Genomic DNA, 19,176 nt, shown 5'->3' on the forward strand with positions numbered 1-19,176 from the left:
CTGTTCCGCCGCCGTTCACCACCGGAGCACGGGCCGGAAACCGGCCGCGTCCACGATCGACCAGAACCCGGACCCCCGGTCACCTCAGCACCTTCCCCCACCCGAAAGGCCCACCCGTGCAGCACAAGCGCACCCTGGCCGGCATCGCCCTGGCCGCCGCAGCGATCGTCACCCTCGCCGGATGCTCGGCGACGAGCTCCGCGAGCGCCGGCTCCGACGGCGACGCCGACTGGAAGACCGCCACCAGCGCCCAGTCCGCCGGCGGCATGGACGCCCTCGTCAAGGCCGCCAAGGCCGAGGGGCAGCTGAACGTCATCGCGCTGCCGCCGTCGTGGGCCAACTACGGCAAGATCATCGACGGCTTCACCAAGAAGTACGGCATCAAGATCAACTCCGCGAACCCGAACGGCTCGAGTGCCGACGAGGTCGCCGCCGTGAAGTCGCAGAAGGGCCAGTCCACCGCGCCCGACGTGCTCGACCTCGGCAACGCGGTGCTGCAGGAGAACCTCGACCTGCTCACCGACTACAAGGTCGCGAACTGGGACGACATCCCCACCGACCTGAAGGAGAAGGACGGCGCGTGGACGCGTGACTACACCGGCCTGATGTCGATCGGGTACGACTCGTCGAAGATCTCCGACGCCCCGAAGGACCTGCAGGACCTGCTCGGCAGCGAGTACAAGGGCAAGGTCTCGATCGCGGGTGACCCGACGCAGGCCAACCAGGCAGCATCGGCCGTCTACCTGGCGGCGCTCGAGAACGGTGGCTCGGCCGACGACATCACGAAGGGCGTCGACTACTTCGGCGACCTGAAGAAGGCCGGCAACTTCCAGAACGTGCTGCCGACGCAGGCCACGGTCGCCTCGGGTGAGACCCCCGTGGTCATCCAGTGGTCGTACAACAACCTGGCGTGGGGACCGGCAGCGGGCGCGAGTGGCAACAAGGACTGGAAGACCGTCGTCCCGAAGGGGCAGGCGCTCGGCTCGTACTACTCGCAGGCCATCACCAAGGACGCCCCGCACCCCGCGGCCGCCCGCCTGTGGCAGGAGTACATCGCCAGCCCGGAGGCCCAGAACCTGTACCTGCAGGCCGGTGCCTTCCCCGCCACCCTGTCGGCGATGGAGAAGTCCGGCAAGGTCGACCAGGACGCCCTCGACGCCGCCGGTGGCGCGCCGAAGGACTACGTCGAGCTGACCGACGCGCAGGTCGCCGACGCCGCGACGGTGCTCAAGGCCAAGTGGTCCTCGACGATGGGGTCCTGAGCAGCATGACCACCGCATCGGCAGACGCGCCCGCGACGAGCGCTCCGAGCACCGTGCGCCCGGCGTCCGCGCCCGCCGATGCCGTCCGTCGCGGCGCCGGACCCCGTGTCCGGCGCCGCGTCGGTCTCGCCTGGCTGGGGCTGACCCCCTTCGCCGCCTACGTCCTGCTGTTCCTCGCCGTCCCCGCCGTGATCGCGATCGGCAGCGGCTTCTTCGACGGCTCCGGAGCGTTCACGTTCGCGAACCTCGCGGCCTTCGCCGACCCGTCCGTGCTGCGGGCGTTCGGCGGGTCGTTCGGCCTGTCCGCCGCCTCCGCGGTCATCGGAGCCGTGCTCGGCGCGGTCGTCTGCTGGGCGCTCTCGGCACTGCGGCCGGACGGACTGGTCCGGTCGATGATCGACTCGGCGGCGAGCGTCCTCGCCCAGTTCGGCGGCGTCATGCTCGCGTTCGCGTTCATCGCCACGATCGGCGTGCAGGGACTCGTCACGACGTGGTTGGTCACGGTCTTCCACGTCGACCTCAACGCGGACGGCGCCTTCCTGTACACCGTGCCCGGGCTCGTCATCCCCTACGTCTACTTCCAGGTGCCGCTCATGGTCCTCACGTTCATGCCCGCACTCGAGGGCGTCAAGGCCCAGTGGGGCGAGGCCGCCGCGACCCTCGGCGCCTCGCGCCTGACGTACTGGCGCCGCATCGCGTTGCCGGTCCTGGCGCCGGCGTTCTGGGGGTCGCTCCTGCTGCTCTTCGCGAACGGCTTCTCGTCGTTCGCCACCGCCGCGGCCCTCATCTCGCAGGGCGGCATCGTGCCGCTCACGATCCGCACGCAGCTCACCAGCGAGACGCTCGTCGGCCTGCAGAACGTCGCCGGGGTGCTCGCGTTCGGCATGGTCGTCGTGATGGCGGTCGTGATGGGCGCCTACTCGCTGCTGCAGCGCCGAGCCGCCAGGTGGCAGCGATGAGCGCGGCGGCACCGGTCCGCCCGGTGCGTCCGGCGCAGCCGGTTCGGCTCGGAGGCCCGTCCCGCGTCCGCCGCTTCGGCACGGCCCCGTCCCGTGGTGCGGCCGTGACCGTGCTCACCGTGATCGGGCTGCTGTTCGCCGTCCCGCTGGTCGCCCTGCTGCAGTTCACGTTCCGGCAGGGCACCGACGGCGGCCTGACCTTCGCGCACTGGGCAGCGATCGGCGACCCGGCCAACGCGTTCACCTACCAGCCCGTGTTCGACGGGCTCGGGGCGTCGCTGCTCATCGCCGTGATCACCGTCGGGATCGTGCTGCTCGTGCTGCTGCCCGCCCAGATCATCACCGCGCTCCGTTACCCGAGGCTCCGACGCATCCTGGAGTTCGTCTGCATCGTGCCGATCACCGTGCCGGTCGTGGTGCTCGTCGTCGGGTTCATCCCCGTGTACCAGGTCGTCTCGCAGGTCTTCGGCTCCGGCGCCTGGACGCTGGCGTTCGCGATCGGCATCGTCACGCTGCCGTTCGCGTTCCGCCCGATCGCCGCCGCCATCACCGCGATGGACCTGATCGTCCTGTCCGAGGCCGCCCGCTCACTCGGTGCCTCGTGGTGGACCGTCACCTGGCGCGTGCTCCTGCCGAACCTGCGCCGGGGCATCACCGCCGCGTGCTTCCTCACGATCACCGTGGTCCTCGGCGAGTACACCCTCGCCGCGTTCCTCTCCCGCAGCACGTTCCAGACCGGGCTCGTGCTCGTGCAGGGGACCGACCCGTACGTCGCCGCGATCTTCTCGGTCGCCGCGCTCGTGTTCGGCTTCGTGCTGCTCGTCCTCATCGGCCGCATCGGGACCCGTCGCACGGGCCGGGTCCGCCGCACCCGCACCCGCACCACCCGTCGTCCCCGCACCCAGGAGTCCGCATGACCGTCACCGCTCCGGCAGCCCCGGCGTCCCTCGCCACCACCGGTGCCGTCGTCGAACTCCACGCCGTCGAGAAGCACTACGGCGCACACCGTGCGCTCGCGGGACTGTCCCTCCGTGTCGAGCCGGGGGAGTTCGTGTCGCTGCTCGGCCCGTCCGGCTGCGGCAAGACGACGGCGCTCCGGGCGCTCGCGGGCCTCGAGGCGATCGACGCCGGCTCGATCCGCATCGACGGCCAGGACGTCGCCGACACCCCGGTCAACAAACGCGACATCGGCATGGTGTTCCAGCAGTACTCGCTGTTCCCGCACATGACGGTCCGGCAGAACGTCGCCTTCGGCCTCGAGATGCGCCGGGTCCCCGCCGCCGAGCGCAGGAGCCGCGTGGTCGAGGCCCTCGACATGGTCCACCTCGGCGAGTTCGCCGAGCGCTACCCGCACCAGCTCTCCGGTGGGCAGCAGCAGCGCGTCGCCCTGGCCCGTGCCCTGGTCACCCGCCCCCGGGTGCTCCTGCTCGACGAGCCGCTGTCGGCCCTGGACGCGAAGGTCCGGGTCTCGCTGCGCGACGAGATCCGCCGCATCCAGAGCGACCTCGGCATCACCACGGTGTTCGTGACGCACGACCAGGAGGAAGCGCTCGCCGTCTCCGACCGGATCGCCGTGATGCAGGCGGGCGACATCGAGCAGATCGGCACGCCCGAGGAGCTCTACCGCACCCCGTCGTCGGCCTTCACGGCGGACTTCGTCGGTCAGTCGAACCGGCTGCAGGGCGACCTGCGCGGGGGTGACGTCTTCGTGTACGGGTTCCGGGTGCCGGCGCTCGACTCCTCGGCGCCGGACGGCCCGGTGCTCGCCTACGTCCGGCCGGAGGACATCGCCTTCGCCCCCGAGGGCATCACCGGCACCGTCGTCACCTCGAGCTTCCTCGGGTCGATCCGCCGCACCACCGTCCGCCTGGACGACGACACCGTCGTGACCGTCCAGCACGAGGTCGGCGATCGCCGGGCCACCGGCGACCCCGTCGCCGTGCGCCTGCTCGGCGCACCCGTGGCGGTCGCGCCGCTCGCGTAGTCGCGACGACGTTTCGCGCTGAGCGACAGTCCACGCGCGACCAGATGCGTGGACTGTCGCTGTGCACGAAACGTCGGGGGACGCGGACGGGAGGCCCGTGGCGGCCTGGCACCGCGCCTCCAGACCGGTGGGGTCAGCGCTGGAAGCGCGCCTCGCGCTCGTCCGCCAGCCCGGCCTCGACGCGTGCCCGCATGTTCTCGGACATGTCGGGCAGGGCGTCGAGTCGAGCCCAGAACGCCTCGGTGTTCTCGCCGTCGGCTGGGTTCGGCGTCCCGGAGACGTACCGGCAGGCGAAGACCAGGTCGAGGTACTGCGACCGGTCGCCGTTCGGGTAGGTCATCTCTGGCAGCACCTGCACCCAGGCCAGGCGTTCGGCGACGGCGACGACGTCGGCTTCCTCGAGGACCTCGCGTTCGGCGGCGACGGCGGGTTCCTCGCCCGGGTCGACGATCCCGGTGACCGGCGTGTACGCGCCCGTGTCGGCCCGTCGCACCACGAGCAGTTCGCGCTCGGCGCCGGAGCCGCGCGTCACGATCGCGCTCACGCCCGACAGCCAGAGCGGCGCCGTGCCGATCTTCTCGCGCAGGGACAGGACGAAGTCGGGGGTCGGCATGCCTCCACGCTACCCACACGACCCCTGTCGCAGACTGGTCATGACCAGTAGGCTGGGCGTGTGGAGATCATCATCCTGCCCACGCCGGACGAGGTCGGTCGCGTCGCCGCGGCCAAGATCGCGTCCGTCGTCGCCAAGAAGCCGTCCGCCGTCATCGGTCTCGCCACCGGATCCAGCCCGCAGGGCATCTACACCGACCTGCAGCGCCGGGTGCAGTCGGGCGAGATCTCGTTCGCCGAGGCCCGTGGGTTCGCCCTCGACGAGTACGTCGGCATCCCGCTCGAGCACCCCGAGTCGTACGCGGCCGTGATCGCCCGCGACGTCGTAGCGCCCCTCGGCTTCGACGCGTCGCGCGTGCGGGTGCCGGACGGCCGTGCCGCCGACCTGGAGTTCGCGGCCAAGGAGTACGACGCCGCGATCCGTGCCGCGGGCGGGATCGACGTGCAAATCCTCGGCATCGGGGCCAACGGTCACATCGGGTTCAACGAGCCGACGTCGTCGTTCGCCTCGCGCACCCGCATCAAGACCCTCGCGCCGTCGACCCGTGACGCCAACGCGCGCTTCTTCGACTCGCCCGAGCAGGTCCCGACGCACTGCATGACGCAGGGGCTCGGCACCATCCTCGAGGCCCGCGAGCTCGTCCTCGTCGCCCAGGGCCCGTCGAAGGCGGCGGCCGTCGCCGCTGCGGTCGAGGGGCCGCTCAGCTCCTTCGTGCCCGGTTCGGCCCTGCAGCTGCACGAGCACGCGACCGTCGTCGTCGACGAGGAAGCCGCCGCCGGGCTGCAGCTCGCCGACTACTACCGCTACACGTACGCGAACAAGCCGGCCTGGCAGCGGTTCGAGTAGCGCCCGACCATCTGCTGCGGTAGACGCCGGCGTCTTGCTCAGACGCCGCCCGAGCGCCGACACGCCGCCGAATTCGGGGGCGTGTCGACGATTGCGGGGCGTCGCACGCGCACGCCGGCGTCTTCCGGCCCGATCCAGGTCCGGTGTCAGGCGCGCGCGGCTGCGGCGAGGCGGCTGAGCCCCTCGTCGAGGGTCTCCGCCGAGCACCCGAAGTTCAGCCGCGCGAAGCCCCGGCCCTGCCGTCCGAACGCCGGGCCGGAGCCGAGCGCCACCTTCGCCCGGTCGACGAGCTCCGCCGCGGGGTCGTCGCCCCACGGCAGCGCCCGCAGGTCGAGCCACGCCAGGTACGACGCCTGCGGCTGCCGGTACTCGGCGCCGGGCAGCACGTCGCCGATCCGCTCGGCCAGGGTGCGCCGGTTCGCCGCGAGCTCGGTGAGCAGTGATGCCAGCCACGGCTCGCCCTCGCTGAAGGCCGCGACGCTCGCGGTGTAGCCGAGGATGCCGGTGCGCTCGACGACCTCGGTCGGCAGGCCGTCGAACAAGGCGCGGGCCCGCTCCGAGGCGCCGATCATCATCGCGCACTTCGTGCCGGCGAGGTTCCAGGCCTTGCTCGCACTCGTCAGGGCGACCCCGAGCGATGCGGCCTCGGGGCAGGACTCCAGGAACGGCGTGAACACCGCGTCGGCGTGCACGAGCGGCGCGTGGATCTCGTCGGACACCACGACGGCGTCCCACTCGGCGGCCAGCTCCGCGAGTGCGACGAGCGATGCACGGTCGTGCACCAGGCCGAGGGGGTTGTGCGGGTTGCAGAGCAGCACCGTGCGGGCTCCGTCGGCGAACGCCTGCGCGAGGCCGTCCAGGTCCATCCGCCAGCCGGCCGTGGTGTCGAAGGGGTCGGCCGGGCCTGCGGGGGCGAGCAGCGGGACCTCGGTGACGGTGCCGCCGGCCTCGGACACGTACTCCCAGAACGGCGGGTACACGGGCGGCATGATGACCACCTGGTCGCCTGGCTCGATGATCCGGCGCAGCACCTCGACCGCCGCGACCGACACGTCCGTGGTGGTGCGGACCAGATCGGGGTCGACCCGCCACGCCCACCGGCTCTCGGCGAAGTCGGCGAACGCCTCGGGCAGGGCCCGCCCGTGCCCGACGTACCCGGTGTCGCCGTTCGTCACCGCGGTGACCAGGGCGTCGCGGATCGGCTCGGCGAGCATGCTGTCCATCTCGGCGACGAACATGGGGAGCACGTCCGGCGGGTAGGCCGTGTACTTCTCGCTCGTGCGGGACCGGTACGCATCGAAGACGGACACCATGACGCTCATGCGCCCATCCTGACAGCGAGGCACGCGGGGCGCGAGGGTGGTGGTCAGGCCGGGCGGAGGCCCGCCAGCAGCACCTCGACGTAGCGCTCGGGGTCGTGCACCCGGGAGCCTCCCGCCACGGCGGCCGCACGCATCCCGCACAGCAGCCGTCGCAGGTCGTCCGCGTCGACGTCGGCACGCACGAGCCCCTCGGCCCGTGCCCGAGCGAGCAGTGCGTCGACGGACGCCACCATGTCTCCTGCGAGCGCGGCGGTGTCGGCACACGAGAACCCGCCGTTCGTCAGCAGGTCGCCGAGGGCGGCATCGTCGACCATGCTCCGGAACGCAGCCGTCACGACCCCGCGGAGCGCGTCCCCGGTGTCCGGCACGGTGACGGCGACACGGACGAGGTCGAGCATGTCCTCGAGCGCGTCGATCGCGAGCGCCTCGAGCAGGTGCTGCTGCGACGGGAAGTGCCGGTAGGCGGTCCCGACACCCACACCGGCATCGTGTGCGACGGCGTTCAGGAGCGGCTGCTCGCCGCGCTCCAGGAACGACCGGGCGACGTCGAGCAGCGCGGCCCGGTTGCGCTGCGCATCGGAACGCAGCGCTTCGGGACGGGCCATGGCGATCGTCATGCGGACACTCTATCCGGTTGTGCTAGCGTTCCGGATGGATCATCCGATTCGATACGGAGTGCGGACAGGAGACGACGATGGAACCCTTCACGTGGGAGCCCGAACAGATGGCGGACCAGCACGGGCGGACGGTCGTGGTCACCGGTGCGACCGGCGGACTCGGTCTGGTGGTCGCGACCCGACTGGCCGCCGCTGGAGCGCGCGTCATCGCGGCGGTCCGCAACCCGGACAAGGCGGCTCGCGTCCTCCCCGCGGGTCTGGAGGCGCGGGTCGTCGACACCGCGTCGGTCGCCTCGGTCTCGGCGTTCGCCCGGCAGCTCGCCGCGGACGGCATCGTCGTGGACGCCCTCGTCAACAACGCCGGCGCGACGCTCGGCGCGTTCGGGCTGACCGACGAGGGCATCGAACGCACCTGGGCCACCAACGTCGTCGGCCCGGCCGTGCTCGCCGACGCGATGCTCCCGGTGCTCGGTGGACCGTCACCCCGGGTCGTGCTCGTCGGGTCGAACCTGTCGCAGCGCACCCGCCGCGTGCCTGCACCGGGCGGGGTCGACGATGCGAGCGGCTACTCCCAGTTCGCCGTGTACACCGACTCGAAGACGGCGGCGACGGCGCTCGCGGTCGACCTCGGCGAGCGGCTCCGCGCGGCCGGCTCGGACGTCCGCTCGGTCATCGCACACCCCGGCATCGCAGCGACGGGGATGAACGACCAGGCCGAGACCCTCACGCAGCGCCTCGGTGGCCTGGTCGCCCGCAGCATGGCCCGGACCGCGGAGGACGGCGCTCGCTCGACGCTCTGGTCGGCCACCGCACCGGACGTCGCCGAGGGGGTGTTCGTCGGGCCGGCGCTGCGTCGGGGTGATCGGCGGCTGCACGTCGTCCCCGTCCGCGGGGCAGCCGCCGACCCGGGGTTCCGGCAGCGGGTCCGCACCTTCGTCGACGAGGTCGCCGCGCGCACGACGGCCTGATCACGTACCGGTCGGCACCGTTCCGTGCGACACTCACCCGATGGTGGGGGTGGACGACGCAGCGACGGACGACCCGGTGGGCGCGGAGTACGCGCGGCTCGAGCGGGAGCGCCGGAAGGGCCGCGGCGTCCGGGTCGAGCGCCGCGTCGCGCTCGCCGCGGTGCTGGTGCTCTGCGTCGTTCCCGTCGCGATGTTCGCCACGATCGTCTCGACACTGCGCCTGTTCGGGGACAACGTCGAGAGTCCCGGTGCGGTCCACACCTACGAGTTCTTGCTCGTCCTGGGACCCGTGGCCTGCTTCGTCGCCGTGCTCCTCGGCGTCCGGACGGGGCGCACCGGCGTCGTGGTGACCGCCGTCGTCATGGTGCCGATCGTGCTCGTGGCCGCCTACGTCCTCGCCGTCCCGCAGGGGCGCTGGAACCAGACGGAGCAGGACACCCGGCGTGATCGCGAGGCGCCGGCCTGTTACAGCGGCACCGACAGCTGCGCGGAGTACGGCGGCTGACCCCGAGCCGGCACCGGAGGGCGCCGGGGCCCGTCGCCGAACCCGACGTGAACAGCGGGAGAGCGCTCGGTGACGAGAGCGGCGTCCCCCGTCCGAGGGGGCTAGCGTCACGAACGTGAACCGATCTCGCGTGCACCGTCGCCCGCTCGTCCGTCCGCTCCCGCTCGCCGCGGTGGCCACGATCGCCGTACTGCTGGGCACGGGGATCGTCGCCGCGCCGGCGGTGGCCTCGCCGTCGACGCAGCCCGGGCGGACCGTGAGCGATCCGGCCCGGTACGTCGACCCCTTCGTCGGCACGAGCAACAACGGCAACACCTGGCCCGGGGCCACCGCACCGTTCGGCATGGTGCAGTGGAGTCCCACCGGGACCGCGGGCGACCAGACGTCGACCCCGGTCGCGAACGGCTACTCGTACGACGTGAACCGGCTGCGCGGGTTCAGCCTGACGCACCTGAACGGGGCCGGGTGTGCTCCGGGTGCTGCGGGAGACGTGCCGATCATGCCGGTCACGACCCCGGTCACGACCTCGCCGTCGGCCGACTCGAAGGACGCTGTCTACGCCGCGGGCTACTCCCACGACCAGGAGTCCGCGAGCCCCGGACGCTACGGCGTCACGCTCGACAACGGCGTCCGCACCGACCTCGCCGTCACCACCCGCGCCGGCGTCGGCGCGTTCACGTTCCCGGCCGGCAAGGACGCGAACCTGCTGTTCCGCACGTCGAACTCGATCAACGGCAGCGAGGCCGCGATCACCCGCGTCGACCCCCGCACCCGCACGGTCAGCGGCAGCGTCCTGACGGGCGGCTTCTGCAGCCGCCGCGCGAACGGCGGCGGCGCCACCAACCCGGACCGCCGCAGCTACTACCGCCTGTACTTCACCGCGACCTTCGACACGGCGTTCGCGAGCACCGGCACCTGGAAGGACGGCACGGTCCAGCCTGGAGGCACGTCCTCCTCCGGTGGGGAGGGCTACCTGACCGGGGCCGACCGCGCCGGACGCGGCTCCGGCGCGTGGGTGGGGTTCGACGCGCGTCGCGGAGCGACGGTGCAGGCGAAGATCGGCATCTCGTACGTGAGCGCGGCCGGGGCGGTCGCCAACCGTGACGGCGAGGTGACCAAGCGCTCGACCGTCGCCAGCGTGGCGTCCGACACACGGGCGTCCTGGAACCGTGAACTGTCGCGCCTGCGCGTCGGCGGCGGCACGGCGGACCGGACCACCCAGCTCTACACGTCGGTCTACCACGCACTCATGCAGCCGAACACGCTGAACGACCGCGACGGGCGCTACCTGGGACCGGACCTGCGGGTGCACCGGATGGACCGCGGACACCGGGCCGTCTACGGCACGTACTCCGGGTGGGACCAGTACCGGGCGCAGATCCAGCTGCTGGCCTTGCTGCGGCCGGACGTCGCCGGGGACATGGCGCAGTCGATGCTGCGGTTCGCCGAGCAGAACGGCGGGGTGTGGGACCGGTGGCTGCACCTCGGCGCGCCGACACACGTGATGACCGGCGACCCCTCTGCCGCGACGCTCGCCACCTGGTACGCCATGGGCGTCCGGAACTTCGACGTCCGGGCCGCCTACGCCTCGCTGAAACGCCAGGCGACGGTCGAGAACGCGGACGCCGAGAGCGACATCGGGTGCCCGGGGCAGTGCCTGGCGCAGCGGCCCGCACTCGACGAGTACCTGGAGCGGCAGTACGCGGCGAACGACGACTGCTCCTGCTGGGGCGGTGCCGCCGAGACCCTCGAGGACTCGATCTCCGACAGCGCGCTCGGGTACTGGGCAGGTTCCCTCGGACTTCGTTCCGACGCCCGGATGTTCGCCGAGCGGGGGACCTCCTGGAAGAACACCTTCAACGCCGCCGTCGGGTACCAGGCCGCGCGGCAGGCCGACGGCTCGTGGACGCCGGGCTGGTCGCCGTCGACGGGGACCGGGTTCGCGCAGGGCACCAGCGCGCAGTACACCTGGCTCGTGCCGCAGGACGTGCAGGGGCTGTCCAGCGCGCTCGGCGGTGACGACGCCGCGGTCGCACGGCTCGACGACTTCTTCCACGACGCCTCGGGCAACTGGGCGGTCACCGGTGGCGACGCCACGAAGTTCGACCCGACGAACGAGCCCGACATCCACACGCCGTGGATGTACAACGCCCTCGGCAAGCCCTGGAAGACGCAGGAGACCGTGCGGCAGGTCGTGGACGACGCCTACTCGACCGGCCCCGGCGGCCTGCCCGGCAACGACGACCTCGGCACGATGAGCGCCTGGTACGTCTTCGCCTCGATCGGCCTGTTCCCGCAGACGCCCGGCCGAGCGGACATGCTCATCGGCAGCCCGACGTTCAGCACGGTCGACATCCGGCGCTCGAGCGGCGAGCGGATCGTCATCCGGTCGACCGGGACCGAGCCGTACGTGCAGGGAGCCCGGTTGAACGGGCGGACGCTCGAGCAGTCGTGGGTGCCGGCGTCCTTCGTGACGCGGGGCGGCACGCTGTCGCTCCGGGTCGGGGAGACGGCGGACACGTCGTGGGCGAGCGGCGAGCGGGGGCGCCCGGTCGACCGCTGACGGATCGTTGTCACGAATCAGAACCATTGGGCTATAGGTAGGACGACGAGCAGCGGCCGTACCGACGACCGCGCTTCGCGGGGTCAACCGCACCTCGACCGCAGGAGAGCGACCCGTTGGATCACCGAGGCGAGAGTCTGTTGCACGCACACTACGATTGCTCGAGCCGCCGGCGCTGAGCGCGTTCACACCCCCTTCTGCATGCCATCTCTCGACAGGTCTATCGACTGTCCCCCGAACATGCGATAGTGGCGCCATGAGTGCTTCATTCCGGGCGAGGAAGTTCGTTCAAGCCAGTCGGGGCGCGGCACCCCGCCAGATTGCACTCAATGCCGGAATATCCAGACCTGCAAACTGCATCACGCTTCTCACCGGACCGAACGCGGTGGGTAAGTCTCGCACCCTTGCTGATATTGCTGAGATATTCGCGATCGCCGACCACGCAAAGCCTCGGCCAGGATTCGCGGCAAGCTTCGAATATAGCCTGGGCGATACTCGGTGCACCTTATCCTTTGACGGGCGCCAACTGCTTGCGACTCGTAATGGGCGAGCAATTTCGGCGGAGAAACTTCCGGGGCCAACGCGCGTTGTGGCGGTGACTACCAGCGCGTTCGACCGCTTCCGCCTACCGATGCAGCGCACCCGTGACGAGCGATATCGTTACCTAGGCTTGAAGGATTCTCGTGGACGAATCTCGGCCACCGCTGGGGTTTACCGCTCTCTAGAAGAGCTCTTTGACCGCAGTGATGATAATTCTTCCCATCGCTCCAGGATTGGCTCGGTCTTCCGTGACTTAGGATTCGAGGCCCGCGTTGAAGTGCTCTTCAGCTGGACAAGCCGCGGCAGAGCCTTCGCAAGCGGCGCAGAGTTGGATTCGCGCCTCGATCAGGAAACCCGACAAGTCCGGCAGTTCGCGCGAAGTATGCCCGATACGGCTTCTGACGAGGAGTTAAGGTCCGCCGCGAGGCTACTCGACTCCTCAGCGTTTGAAGAGAAGGCGATGCTGTTTGCGGACTTCGATCGTCCGCACTCCTACGGTTCGGAGCACTTCCAGGCAATGCGTGCACTTCGTCGAGCTGGGATGGTGCGAACTTCAGGCGTTATGCTGGAGCGCTTGGAAACTGGTCAGCGTCTGGATATCCAAGATGCTAGTTCTGGGCAATTGTCACTCGTCAGTTCCTTGCTTGGTATTGCGTCCGCAATTGACGATAACAGCCTAATCTTGATTGACGAACCCGAAATTAGCTTGCATCCGGCGTGGCAGAGCACTTACGTAGACAAGCTTATGCAGATGTTCGCCGCATTCAGGGGCTGTCATTTTCTCGTAGCCACTCACTCGCCGTTAGTGGCGTCCGGCATGGAAGAGCACGACGGAAACCTCGTGTCACTTGAGACGGATCGTCTTAGTGTCGACGAACTACACGGGTCAACAGACGAAACACTAGTGCGAGCCTTCGGGGTGAGTACTTCCGGGAACTTGTACATGAAGCAGCTTCTTGTCAAAGTCCTCCGCATGGTCTCTGGCGGTGAGTACAACAGTGATGAGTTCGACGCGGCAATGCTTGAGCTGCGGCAGTCGGCCAGTGCTCGTGGAGTCGCGAAAGAAGTCAAAGAAATCATCGCGGATATCACTGCCTCAGTGGCAAAAGCTCGGAACAAAGCATAATGCGCTACCTGCCGCCCATCAGCTACAACGTGGCGGATGTGCAATTTGTGGCCGCCTTTGGCAGGCGCGCATCGAAGGGGGCGGAATTCTGGTCGGAAGATGCTTCCGATGGGATCAAGGGTAGAATTAAGGAGCATTATATTGACAAGCAGCAAAAGCGCTGTTGCTATTGCCGAAACGTCTTCCCTTCTTCAAACAGACGTATTTGGGATGCCGAGCATGTTGTGCCGCGCGTGTTGCGTCCTGATTTCATGTTCGTTCCGGAGAATCTCGCTGTTTCGTGCCCGTCTTGCAACGGCGCAAAGAGTGATGATCAGACTCTTGTAGACCCAGATGTTCCGGCTTACCCACTCGACCCAGCAGCCTTCTTGATTGTGCACCCGCACTTCGATCATTATTCCAGGCATATTGCCCAATCTGGGTATGTGTATGCGCCGGTCGAAGGTTCCCAGAAGGGTATTTTCACAATCAAACGTTGTGACCTTCAGCGGTTCGCGGGTGAGGTATTCGCCTGGCCGGAGCCAATTCTCGACGACCGGTTCGAGGAAGACGCAATCGGCTTGATGGAGGGAGCGAGTTCAAGCGTGCGGGCCGTGAGAAACTTTCTTGCCACGGTAGAGGTTTCGGAGAAATCATCGTAGCTAGGGTTTCGGGCGCTCGCCGAGCGGGTGAGTGACCGCTACCCTTTCAGTAGTCAGCTGCATCGGGGTTCATCCAGAACGGTGACCAGTAGTACCCGTTTGGGTCGTCGAACTGCCGCTGGTACGTGGCGGTAAGTCGCATCCTGCAGGGTTGCAATGGCTGCGCCGTGGTCGGTGCCGCTGCTGTACCGGCTGGTCTTCTTCACGCGGATGGCGTCTGCGGCGGCGATGCCCCGCGAGTCGATCGAGTCGTGTACGACTTCATCGAGTCGTTCTCCAGAACCCGGGGGGACCGAGAGAGTTCGGCGCGCTCTTCGTCAGCTCTTCCGGCGCGAATCTGGATGCGACGGTTCCGACGGTCGTGCTCGCCGCCTCCGTCTGCCTCGACTGCTCACGGCACGGCAGCCTCGACGCTGCGAGCGACGAGCCGAGACGCGCACCGGCCGCGTTTCCGGCATGCTCGTCCCACGGAGTTCTCGTGCGGATGTGGTCGGGGTTGATGGTCTTGCTGCTGGCAGCTGTCGGGCTGTTCCTGCGCTCCGCCGTCAGCGCAGTCCGGCGGGATGGACTCGGACGCGGCCGAGTGCACCGCGGGTCCGCCGCCCCCTGGTTCTGATGCTCGATCGGGCTGTCAGCTGCGGTCGGTGTCCTGCTCGTGGTGTGGGTCTTCCTGCTCGATGGCTGATCGCCGCCGTCCCCACCGCGTTCCGGAGCGGTGTCGCAGTGAGCTCGGTGAACCTACCGGCCCCCTCCACCGCGGCGGCTCAGCGCAGCTGGCGCCCGCCGCCCCACACGCGCTGCACCTCGAGCGACGGCGACAGCGCCACGAGGTCCGCGGCGAACCCCGGCGCCAGCCGACCCAGGCGGTCGCCGAGCCCGAGCGCGGCGGCCGGCACACTCGTCAGCGCCGCCACGGCCTCGGGCAGGGTCCGCCCGGCGAGCGAGACCGCGTTGCGGAGCGCCACGTCCTGCGTCAGCGTCGACCCGGCGATGGTGTCGGTCCCCGCGACGTGCGCGACCCCGTCGGTCACCGTGACGTCGAGCGACCCGAGGCGGTACGAGCCGTCCGCAGCGCCGGCGGCACCCATCGCGTCGGTGATGAGCGCCACACGACCCGGCGTCGCCCGGAAGAGCGTGTCCGCCACGACCGGGTGCACGTGCACGGCGTCCAGGATGAGCTCGAGCGTCACGCGGTTGTCCGCCACGGCAGCGCCGATCGGCCCGGGTGCGCGGTGGTGCAGCCCGGGCATCGCGTTGCAGGCGTGGGTCAGGATCGTCGCCCCGGCGTCGAAGGCGGCGCGGGCCTGGTCGTACGTGCCGACCGTGTGCCCGACGGCGACCGTGACGCCGGCCGCGACGAACCGGCGGACGGCGTCGAGGGCTCCGGGCAGTTCGGGCGCGATCGTCACCTGTCGGATGACGCCCTCGCCCGCTCCGAGCAGCGCGTCGACCGCGGCGGGCGTCGGATCGATCAGGAACGACTCGTTGTGCGCACCCTTGTTGTGCGGGGACAGGAACGGTCCCTCCAGGTGCACACCGAGCACGAGCGGGTCGGTCGCCATCACGGCGCGGACGTGGGCCAGCGACGCCGCGAGGGCGGGGACCGGGTTCGCGACGAGCGACAGGACGGAGCGGGTCGTGCCGTGCGAACGGTGCATCGCGAGCGAACGGTCGAACGAGTCGTCCTCGTACGCCTCGGTCGCTCCACCGTGCCCGTGCAGGTCCACGAAGCCGGGCGTCAGGACCGCGTCGCCCAGGTCGACGACCCGGTCGGCCGCGGGGGCCTCGGGGCCGGAGCCGGTCGCGTGGATCGTGTCGCCGACGACCAGGACCCAGCCGTCGGCCGTGGTGCCGGCCGTGTCGACGACGCGGGCTGCGCGGACCAGCGTGCGCTGAGCCTCCTGGCCGGTCTGGAGGCCCGTGGTGCTCATGCGGTCTCCTTGCGGAACGCGATCAGGCCGCTCAGGGCGGCGATCACGATGAAGACGATCCCGACGACCGGGTGCCCGATGGAGATCCAGGTCGCGCCTGCGGCGACGACCAGGGCGACCTCGACGATGGTCTTGCCGACGATGTCGGTCTCGATCGGGGACCGCGGCGACCGGAAGAAGTACCAGACGACCGCGGCGAACAGCGGGGCACCGACCATGAACAGGTAGCCGGGGAGCGGGAGCTGCCACGACCAGTAGCCCCAGAAGGCCAGGGACAGCAGGCCGAACACCATCACGGCGATCCGCAGGACCATCCAGGCCTCGAACCGCCGTCGCGGCTGCCGGACGGCGGCCGGGTCGGGAACCGATTCCCAGTCGACGGGGGACTGCGGGGCGTTGGTCATGGTGCTGCCTACTTGAAGATGATGGTGCGGGCGCCGTCGAGCAGGACGCGGTCCTCCGCGATCCAGCGCACCGCCTGGGTGAGCGTGCGGGACTCCTCGTCCTGCCCGATGGACACCAGCTCGGCCGGTTCCTTGGTGTGGTCGACGCGGACGACGTTCTGCTCGATGATCGGGCCCTCGTCGAGGTCGCTCGTCACGAAGTGCGCGGTCGCACCGATGAGCTTCACCCCGCGGGCGTGCGCCTGCCGGTACGGGTTCGCGCCCTTGAAGCCGGGCAGGAACGAGTGGTGGATGTTCACGGCACGGCCCTCGAGCGCGGCGCAGAGCTCGGGCGACAGGATCTGCATGTAGCGGGCGAGGACGACGAGCTCGATGTCGTGCTCCTCCACCGCCTGCAGCACGCGTCGCTCCATCTGCTCCTTCGAATCGGCGTCGGTGACCGGGCGGTGCTCGAACGGTACGGAGTAGAACGCGGCGAGCTCGGACAGGTCCGCGTGGTTCGACAGCACGAGGGGGACCTCGATCGGCAGCTGTCCGCCGCGCTGCCGGTAGAGCAGGTCGTTCAGGCAGTGGCCCGCCTTCGACACCAGCACGAGGGTGCGCAGCGGACGACCGACGACGTCGAGCTGGACGCGGGCGTCGTAGCGGGCGGCGACGGGGGCGAGCGCTGCCTCGAAGGCGGCGCGGTCCACCGGCGCCATCACCTGCAGGCGCATGAAGAACGTGTTCGTGTCGGCGCTGGAGAACTGCTGCGACTCGGTGATGTTGCCCTGGGCGGCGACGATCGCTCCGGAGACGGCGTGCACGATCCCGGGCTGGTCGTCGCAGACGAGCGTCAGGGTCCAGTGCGTGGGGGTCGGGTCGGTCACCGGATCAGGGTACCGGCCGCGGGGGATGTGCTTCGTGAGCAGGAACGGTCGAGTGGGCAGCGGCGACTCGACCGTTCCTGCTCACGAAGCGTCAGGCGCAGCGGCGGTGGCGTCGGGCGCAGGCGCAGGCGCGGGCGTAGCAGTGGTGGCCTGCCCGGCGTCGGCGTCACGCAGGCGACGGTCGGCCAGGGTCAGCACGGTCAGGAGCACCGCGACGCCGAGGATCACCCACGCCAGCACGTGCAGGTCCGGCGTCGTCGGGGCCTGGCCGAACACGCCGCCGATCAGCGAGGACGCCGCGATCGCCCCGATGTACACCGCGGTGCGGGACAGCCCGGCCGCGGTGCCGATGTACTCCGCGGGGACGAGCCGGTACAGCGCCGCCTGGTTCGACACCGACGCCAGGGCCTGCGGCACCCCGAACAGCGCCGGGGTCAGGGCGAGCAGGACGACGGGCGACCCGGTGTGCAGGAAGAGCAGGAGCACACCGCCGAGGATCGGCACCAGCGCGGCGACGACGAGTGGCCCGCGGATCGCGGTCTTCCGTGCGACGACGAACGAGGCCACCCCGGCGACGATCGCGGCCGGCAGCTGGATGTACCCGGCGACGTCGCTCGGGTAACCCGCGACGTCCTGCACCCACTGCGAGAACCCGTAGGTCATCGTGTAGGCGAGCAGGTACGTCAGGAACAGGCGGCCGTACGTGCGGGACAACGCGCCGTTCCGGGCGAGCAGCCGCACGTCGACGAACGGTCGCACGGCCCGGAGCTCCCACGCCACCAGGGCGACGAGCAGCACGAGCGCCACCGCGAGCAACCACCACAGCCCGGCGGACAGGTCGAGCAGGAAGACGAGCAGCGCCGAGACGGTCCCGGTCATCAGCACCATGCCGAGCGGGTCGAGCGCCTGCAGCACCGGCAGGTCGGCGTCGTCGCGCGGACGCAGCCGGTCGGACGGCAGCCAGAGCGTCGCCACGACGATGCCGAACACCGCGAGCGGCACGTTCACCAGGAAGATCGCGTGCCAGCCGAACGCGGCGATGAGCGCCCCGCCGAGCGGTGGGCCGGCGGCGGCGGACACGAGCGACGTGATCGACAGCGCCCCGAGCACGAGCGGCGGCGTCGGCTTCCCGATCCGGGCGGAGTGCTGCCGGAGCGTGGTGAGCGCCGCCGGGTAGGCCGACGACGTCCCGATGCCGATGAGCACCCGGGCGAACACGGCGCCGCCGAACCCGGTCAGGACCTCGGGCACCACCCCGGCGATCCCGACGATGACGAGCCCGGTCAGGAACACCTTCTTCGGGCCGAACCGGTCGGCGAGCTTGCCCATCGTGGGCTGCGCGATCGCACTCGCCAGGTACAGGGCCGCGACGAGCCAGATCGCCTGCGCCGCACCGATGCCCAGGTCGCGGGAGATCGGGGTGAGGGCGACCGACACCATCGTGGTGTTGATCGGGTTGAGCAGGGGCCCGACGAGCACCGGGATGAGGAGCTTCGGACCGAAGCCGCTGCCCGTGGTCGTGTCGGGGGTCGTGGTGGTGGTGGACGTGAGAGCGCTTCTTCCGGTTGCAGGACTGGGGGTGCGGGTCAGGGATCGACGATCGGCCCGAGCAGGTCCATCGCCCGCGCGACGACGCGGCGGTCCGCTTCGGGCAGGGTCGCGAGCCGCTCGGCGAGCTCGTGGTTCCGCGCGGCCCAGGCGGTCTGGCGCGCGTCTCGGCCGGCCGCCGTCGCGCTGACGATCGCCCGCCGGCCGTCCGTCGGGTCGGCCTGCCGCTCGGCCAGGCCGAGGTCGACCAGGGCCTGGACGGTCGCGCCCATCGACTGCGGTCGGACACCCTCGGCTCGGGCCAGGTCGGCGATGGTGGCCGGCCCGTGTCGCAGCAGGCGTCCGAGGGTGGCGGTCTGCGACGCCGTGACGTCGTCCGACTTCGAGGCCAGCAACGACCGCCGCAGTCGTCCGTGCATCGTCAGCACGGCGTCGGCCAGGTCGGTCGGGTCGGTCTCCGGTGCGTCGGTCACGCCCC

General features: G+C 70.2%; 18 protein-coding genes. 10 read left to right on the top strand and 8 right to left on the bottom strand.

Annotated elements, in window-relative coordinates; all coding sequences use genetic code 11:
- Positions 1 to 116 precede the first annotated feature (116 nt).
- Genes DEJ00_RS05225 through DEJ00_RS05240 form a run of 4 tightly spaced genes read left to right on the top strand, consistent with a single transcriptional unit; the run spans position 117 to position 4,205 of the window.
- Positions 117 to 1,262 carry an ABC transporter substrate-binding protein gene (locus DEJ00_RS05225; RefSeq protein ID WP_071245371.1) on the top strand — a complete coding sequence of 382 codons (1,146 nt, stop codon included), beginning with the start codon at positions 117 to 119 and terminating at the stop codon, positions 1,260 to 1,262.
- Positions 1,263 to 1,267: 5 nt separating this feature from the next.
- Positions 1,268 to 2,221, top strand: a complete 954-nt coding sequence (locus DEJ00_RS05230; RefSeq protein ID WP_027466657.1) for an ABC transporter permease subunit — start codon at positions 1,268 to 1,270, stop codon at positions 2,219 to 2,221.
- Entirely contained in the window at positions 2,218 to 3,138 is a 921-nt protein-coding gene (locus DEJ00_RS05235) for an ABC transporter permease (protein ID WP_111056614.1), read from the top strand. The genes DEJ00_RS05230 and DEJ00_RS05235 overlap by 4 nt, the downstream gene beginning before the upstream one ends.
- Entirely contained in the window at positions 3,135 to 4,205 is a 1,071-nt protein-coding gene (locus DEJ00_RS05240) for an ABC transporter ATP-binding protein (protein WP_071245369.1), read from the top strand. Before DEJ00_RS05235 ends, DEJ00_RS05240 begins: the two co-directional genes overlap by 4 nt.
- Before the next feature lie 133 nt (positions 4,206 to 4,338).
- Here DEJ00_RS05240 and DEJ00_RS05245 read toward each other — a convergent pair whose 3' ends face one another.
- The gene (locus DEJ00_RS05245) at positions 4,339 to 4,818 is read right to left on the bottom strand and encodes an NUDIX domain-containing protein (RefSeq protein ID WP_027466654.1); all 480 of its coding nucleotides are present in this window, start codon (positions 4,816 to 4,818) and stop codon (positions 4,339 to 4,341) included.
- A 60-nt stretch (positions 4,819 to 4,878) separates the two neighbouring features.
- On the opposite strand from DEJ00_RS05245, the gene nagB reads away from it, so the two are divergent.
- Complete coding sequence (gene nagB / locus DEJ00_RS05250) at positions 4,879 to 5,664, top strand: glucosamine-6-phosphate deaminase (protein WP_071245367.1); 786 nt, start codon at positions 4,879 to 4,881, stop codon at positions 5,662 to 5,664.
- A gap of 146 nt (positions 5,665 to 5,810) precedes the next feature.
- Here the strand turns inward: nagB and DEJ00_RS05255 are convergent, their stop codons facing one another.
- A complete protein-coding gene (locus DEJ00_RS05255) occupies positions 5,811 to 6,986 on the bottom strand; it encodes a MalY/PatB family protein (protein WP_111056615.1) in 1,176 nt (391 codons plus the stop codon).
- Positions 6,987 to 7,030: 44 nt separating this feature from the next.
- On the bottom strand, positions 7,031 to 7,603 hold the full coding sequence (locus DEJ00_RS05260; protein WP_111056616.1) for a TetR/AcrR family transcriptional regulator: 573 nt from the start codon (positions 7,601 to 7,603) through the stop codon (positions 7,031 to 7,033).
- Positions 7,604 to 7,680: 77 nt separating this feature from the next.
- Between DEJ00_RS05260 and DEJ00_RS05265 the strand changes: the two genes are divergently transcribed.
- From DEJ00_RS05265 to DEJ00_RS18225, 5 genes are all read left to right on the top strand, one after another.
- Positions 7,681 to 8,571 (top strand): SDR family NAD(P)-dependent oxidoreductase, encoded by an 891-nt coding sequence (locus DEJ00_RS05265; RefSeq protein ID WP_111056617.1) that lies wholly within the window; start codon positions 7,681 to 7,683, stop codon positions 8,569 to 8,571.
- Between the two features lie 40 nt (positions 8,572 to 8,611).
- Positions 8,612 to 9,076, top strand: a complete 465-nt coding sequence (locus tag DEJ00_RS05270; RefSeq protein ID WP_138801991.1) for a hypothetical protein — start codon at positions 8,612 to 8,614, stop codon at positions 9,074 to 9,076.
- A gap of 115 nt (positions 9,077 to 9,191) precedes the next feature.
- Positions 9,192 to 11,639 (top strand): GH92 family glycosyl hydrolase, encoded by a 2,448-nt coding sequence (locus tag DEJ00_RS05275; protein ID WP_258373548.1) that lies wholly within the window; start codon positions 9,192 to 9,194, stop codon positions 11,637 to 11,639.
- Between the two features lie 256 nt (positions 11,640 to 11,895).
- Positions 11,896 to 13,305, top strand: a complete 1,410-nt coding sequence (locus DEJ00_RS05280) for an ATP-binding protein (protein ID WP_111056620.1) — start codon at positions 11,896 to 11,898, stop codon at positions 13,303 to 13,305.
- Complete coding sequence (locus DEJ00_RS18225; protein WP_146247870.1) at positions 13,305 to 13,946, top strand: HNH endonuclease; 642 nt, start codon at positions 13,305 to 13,307, stop codon at positions 13,944 to 13,946. The genes DEJ00_RS05280 and DEJ00_RS18225 overlap by 1 nt, the downstream gene beginning before the upstream one ends.
- Before the next feature lie 764 nt (positions 13,947 to 14,710).
- Here DEJ00_RS18225 and nagA read toward each other — a convergent pair.
- The 5 genes from nagA to DEJ00_RS05305 form a co-directional block, all read right to left on the bottom strand.
- Positions 14,711 to 15,877 carry an N-acetylglucosamine-6-phosphate deacetylase gene (gene nagA / locus DEJ00_RS05285; protein ID WP_111056621.1) on the bottom strand — a complete coding sequence of 389 codons (1,167 nt, stop codon included), beginning with the start codon at positions 15,875 to 15,877 and terminating at the stop codon, positions 14,711 to 14,713.
- Positions 15,874 to 16,281 carry a YrdB family protein gene (locus tag DEJ00_RS05290; RefSeq protein ID WP_051596981.1) on the bottom strand — a complete coding sequence of 136 codons (408 nt, stop codon included), beginning with the start codon at positions 16,279 to 16,281 and terminating at the stop codon, positions 15,874 to 15,876. Before DEJ00_RS05290 ends, nagA begins: the two co-directional genes overlap by 4 nt.
- Before the next feature lie 8 nt (positions 16,282 to 16,289).
- Positions 16,290 to 17,150 (bottom strand): formyltetrahydrofolate deformylase, encoded by an 861-nt coding sequence (gene purU / locus DEJ00_RS05295; protein WP_071245357.1) that lies wholly within the window; start codon positions 17,148 to 17,150, stop codon positions 16,290 to 16,292.
- An 81-nt stretch (positions 17,151 to 17,231) separates the two neighbouring features.
- Positions 17,232 to 18,629, bottom strand: coding sequence for an MFS transporter (locus DEJ00_RS05300; protein WP_220038839.1), 1,398 nt, complete (start codon positions 18,627 to 18,629; stop codon positions 17,232 to 17,234).
- Positions 18,630 to 18,736: 107 nt separating this feature from the next.
- A complete protein-coding gene (locus DEJ00_RS05305; protein WP_220038840.1) occupies positions 18,737 to 19,171 on the bottom strand; it encodes a MarR family winged helix-turn-helix transcriptional regulator in 435 nt (144 codons plus the stop codon).
- Positions 19,172 to 19,176: the final 5 nt, after the last annotated feature.

This window comes from Curtobacterium sp. MCLR17_039, assembly GCF_003234745.1.
GTDB classification, from domain to species: domain Bacteria; phylum Actinomycetota; class Actinomycetes; order Actinomycetales; family Microbacteriaceae; genus Curtobacterium; species Curtobacterium flaccumfaciens.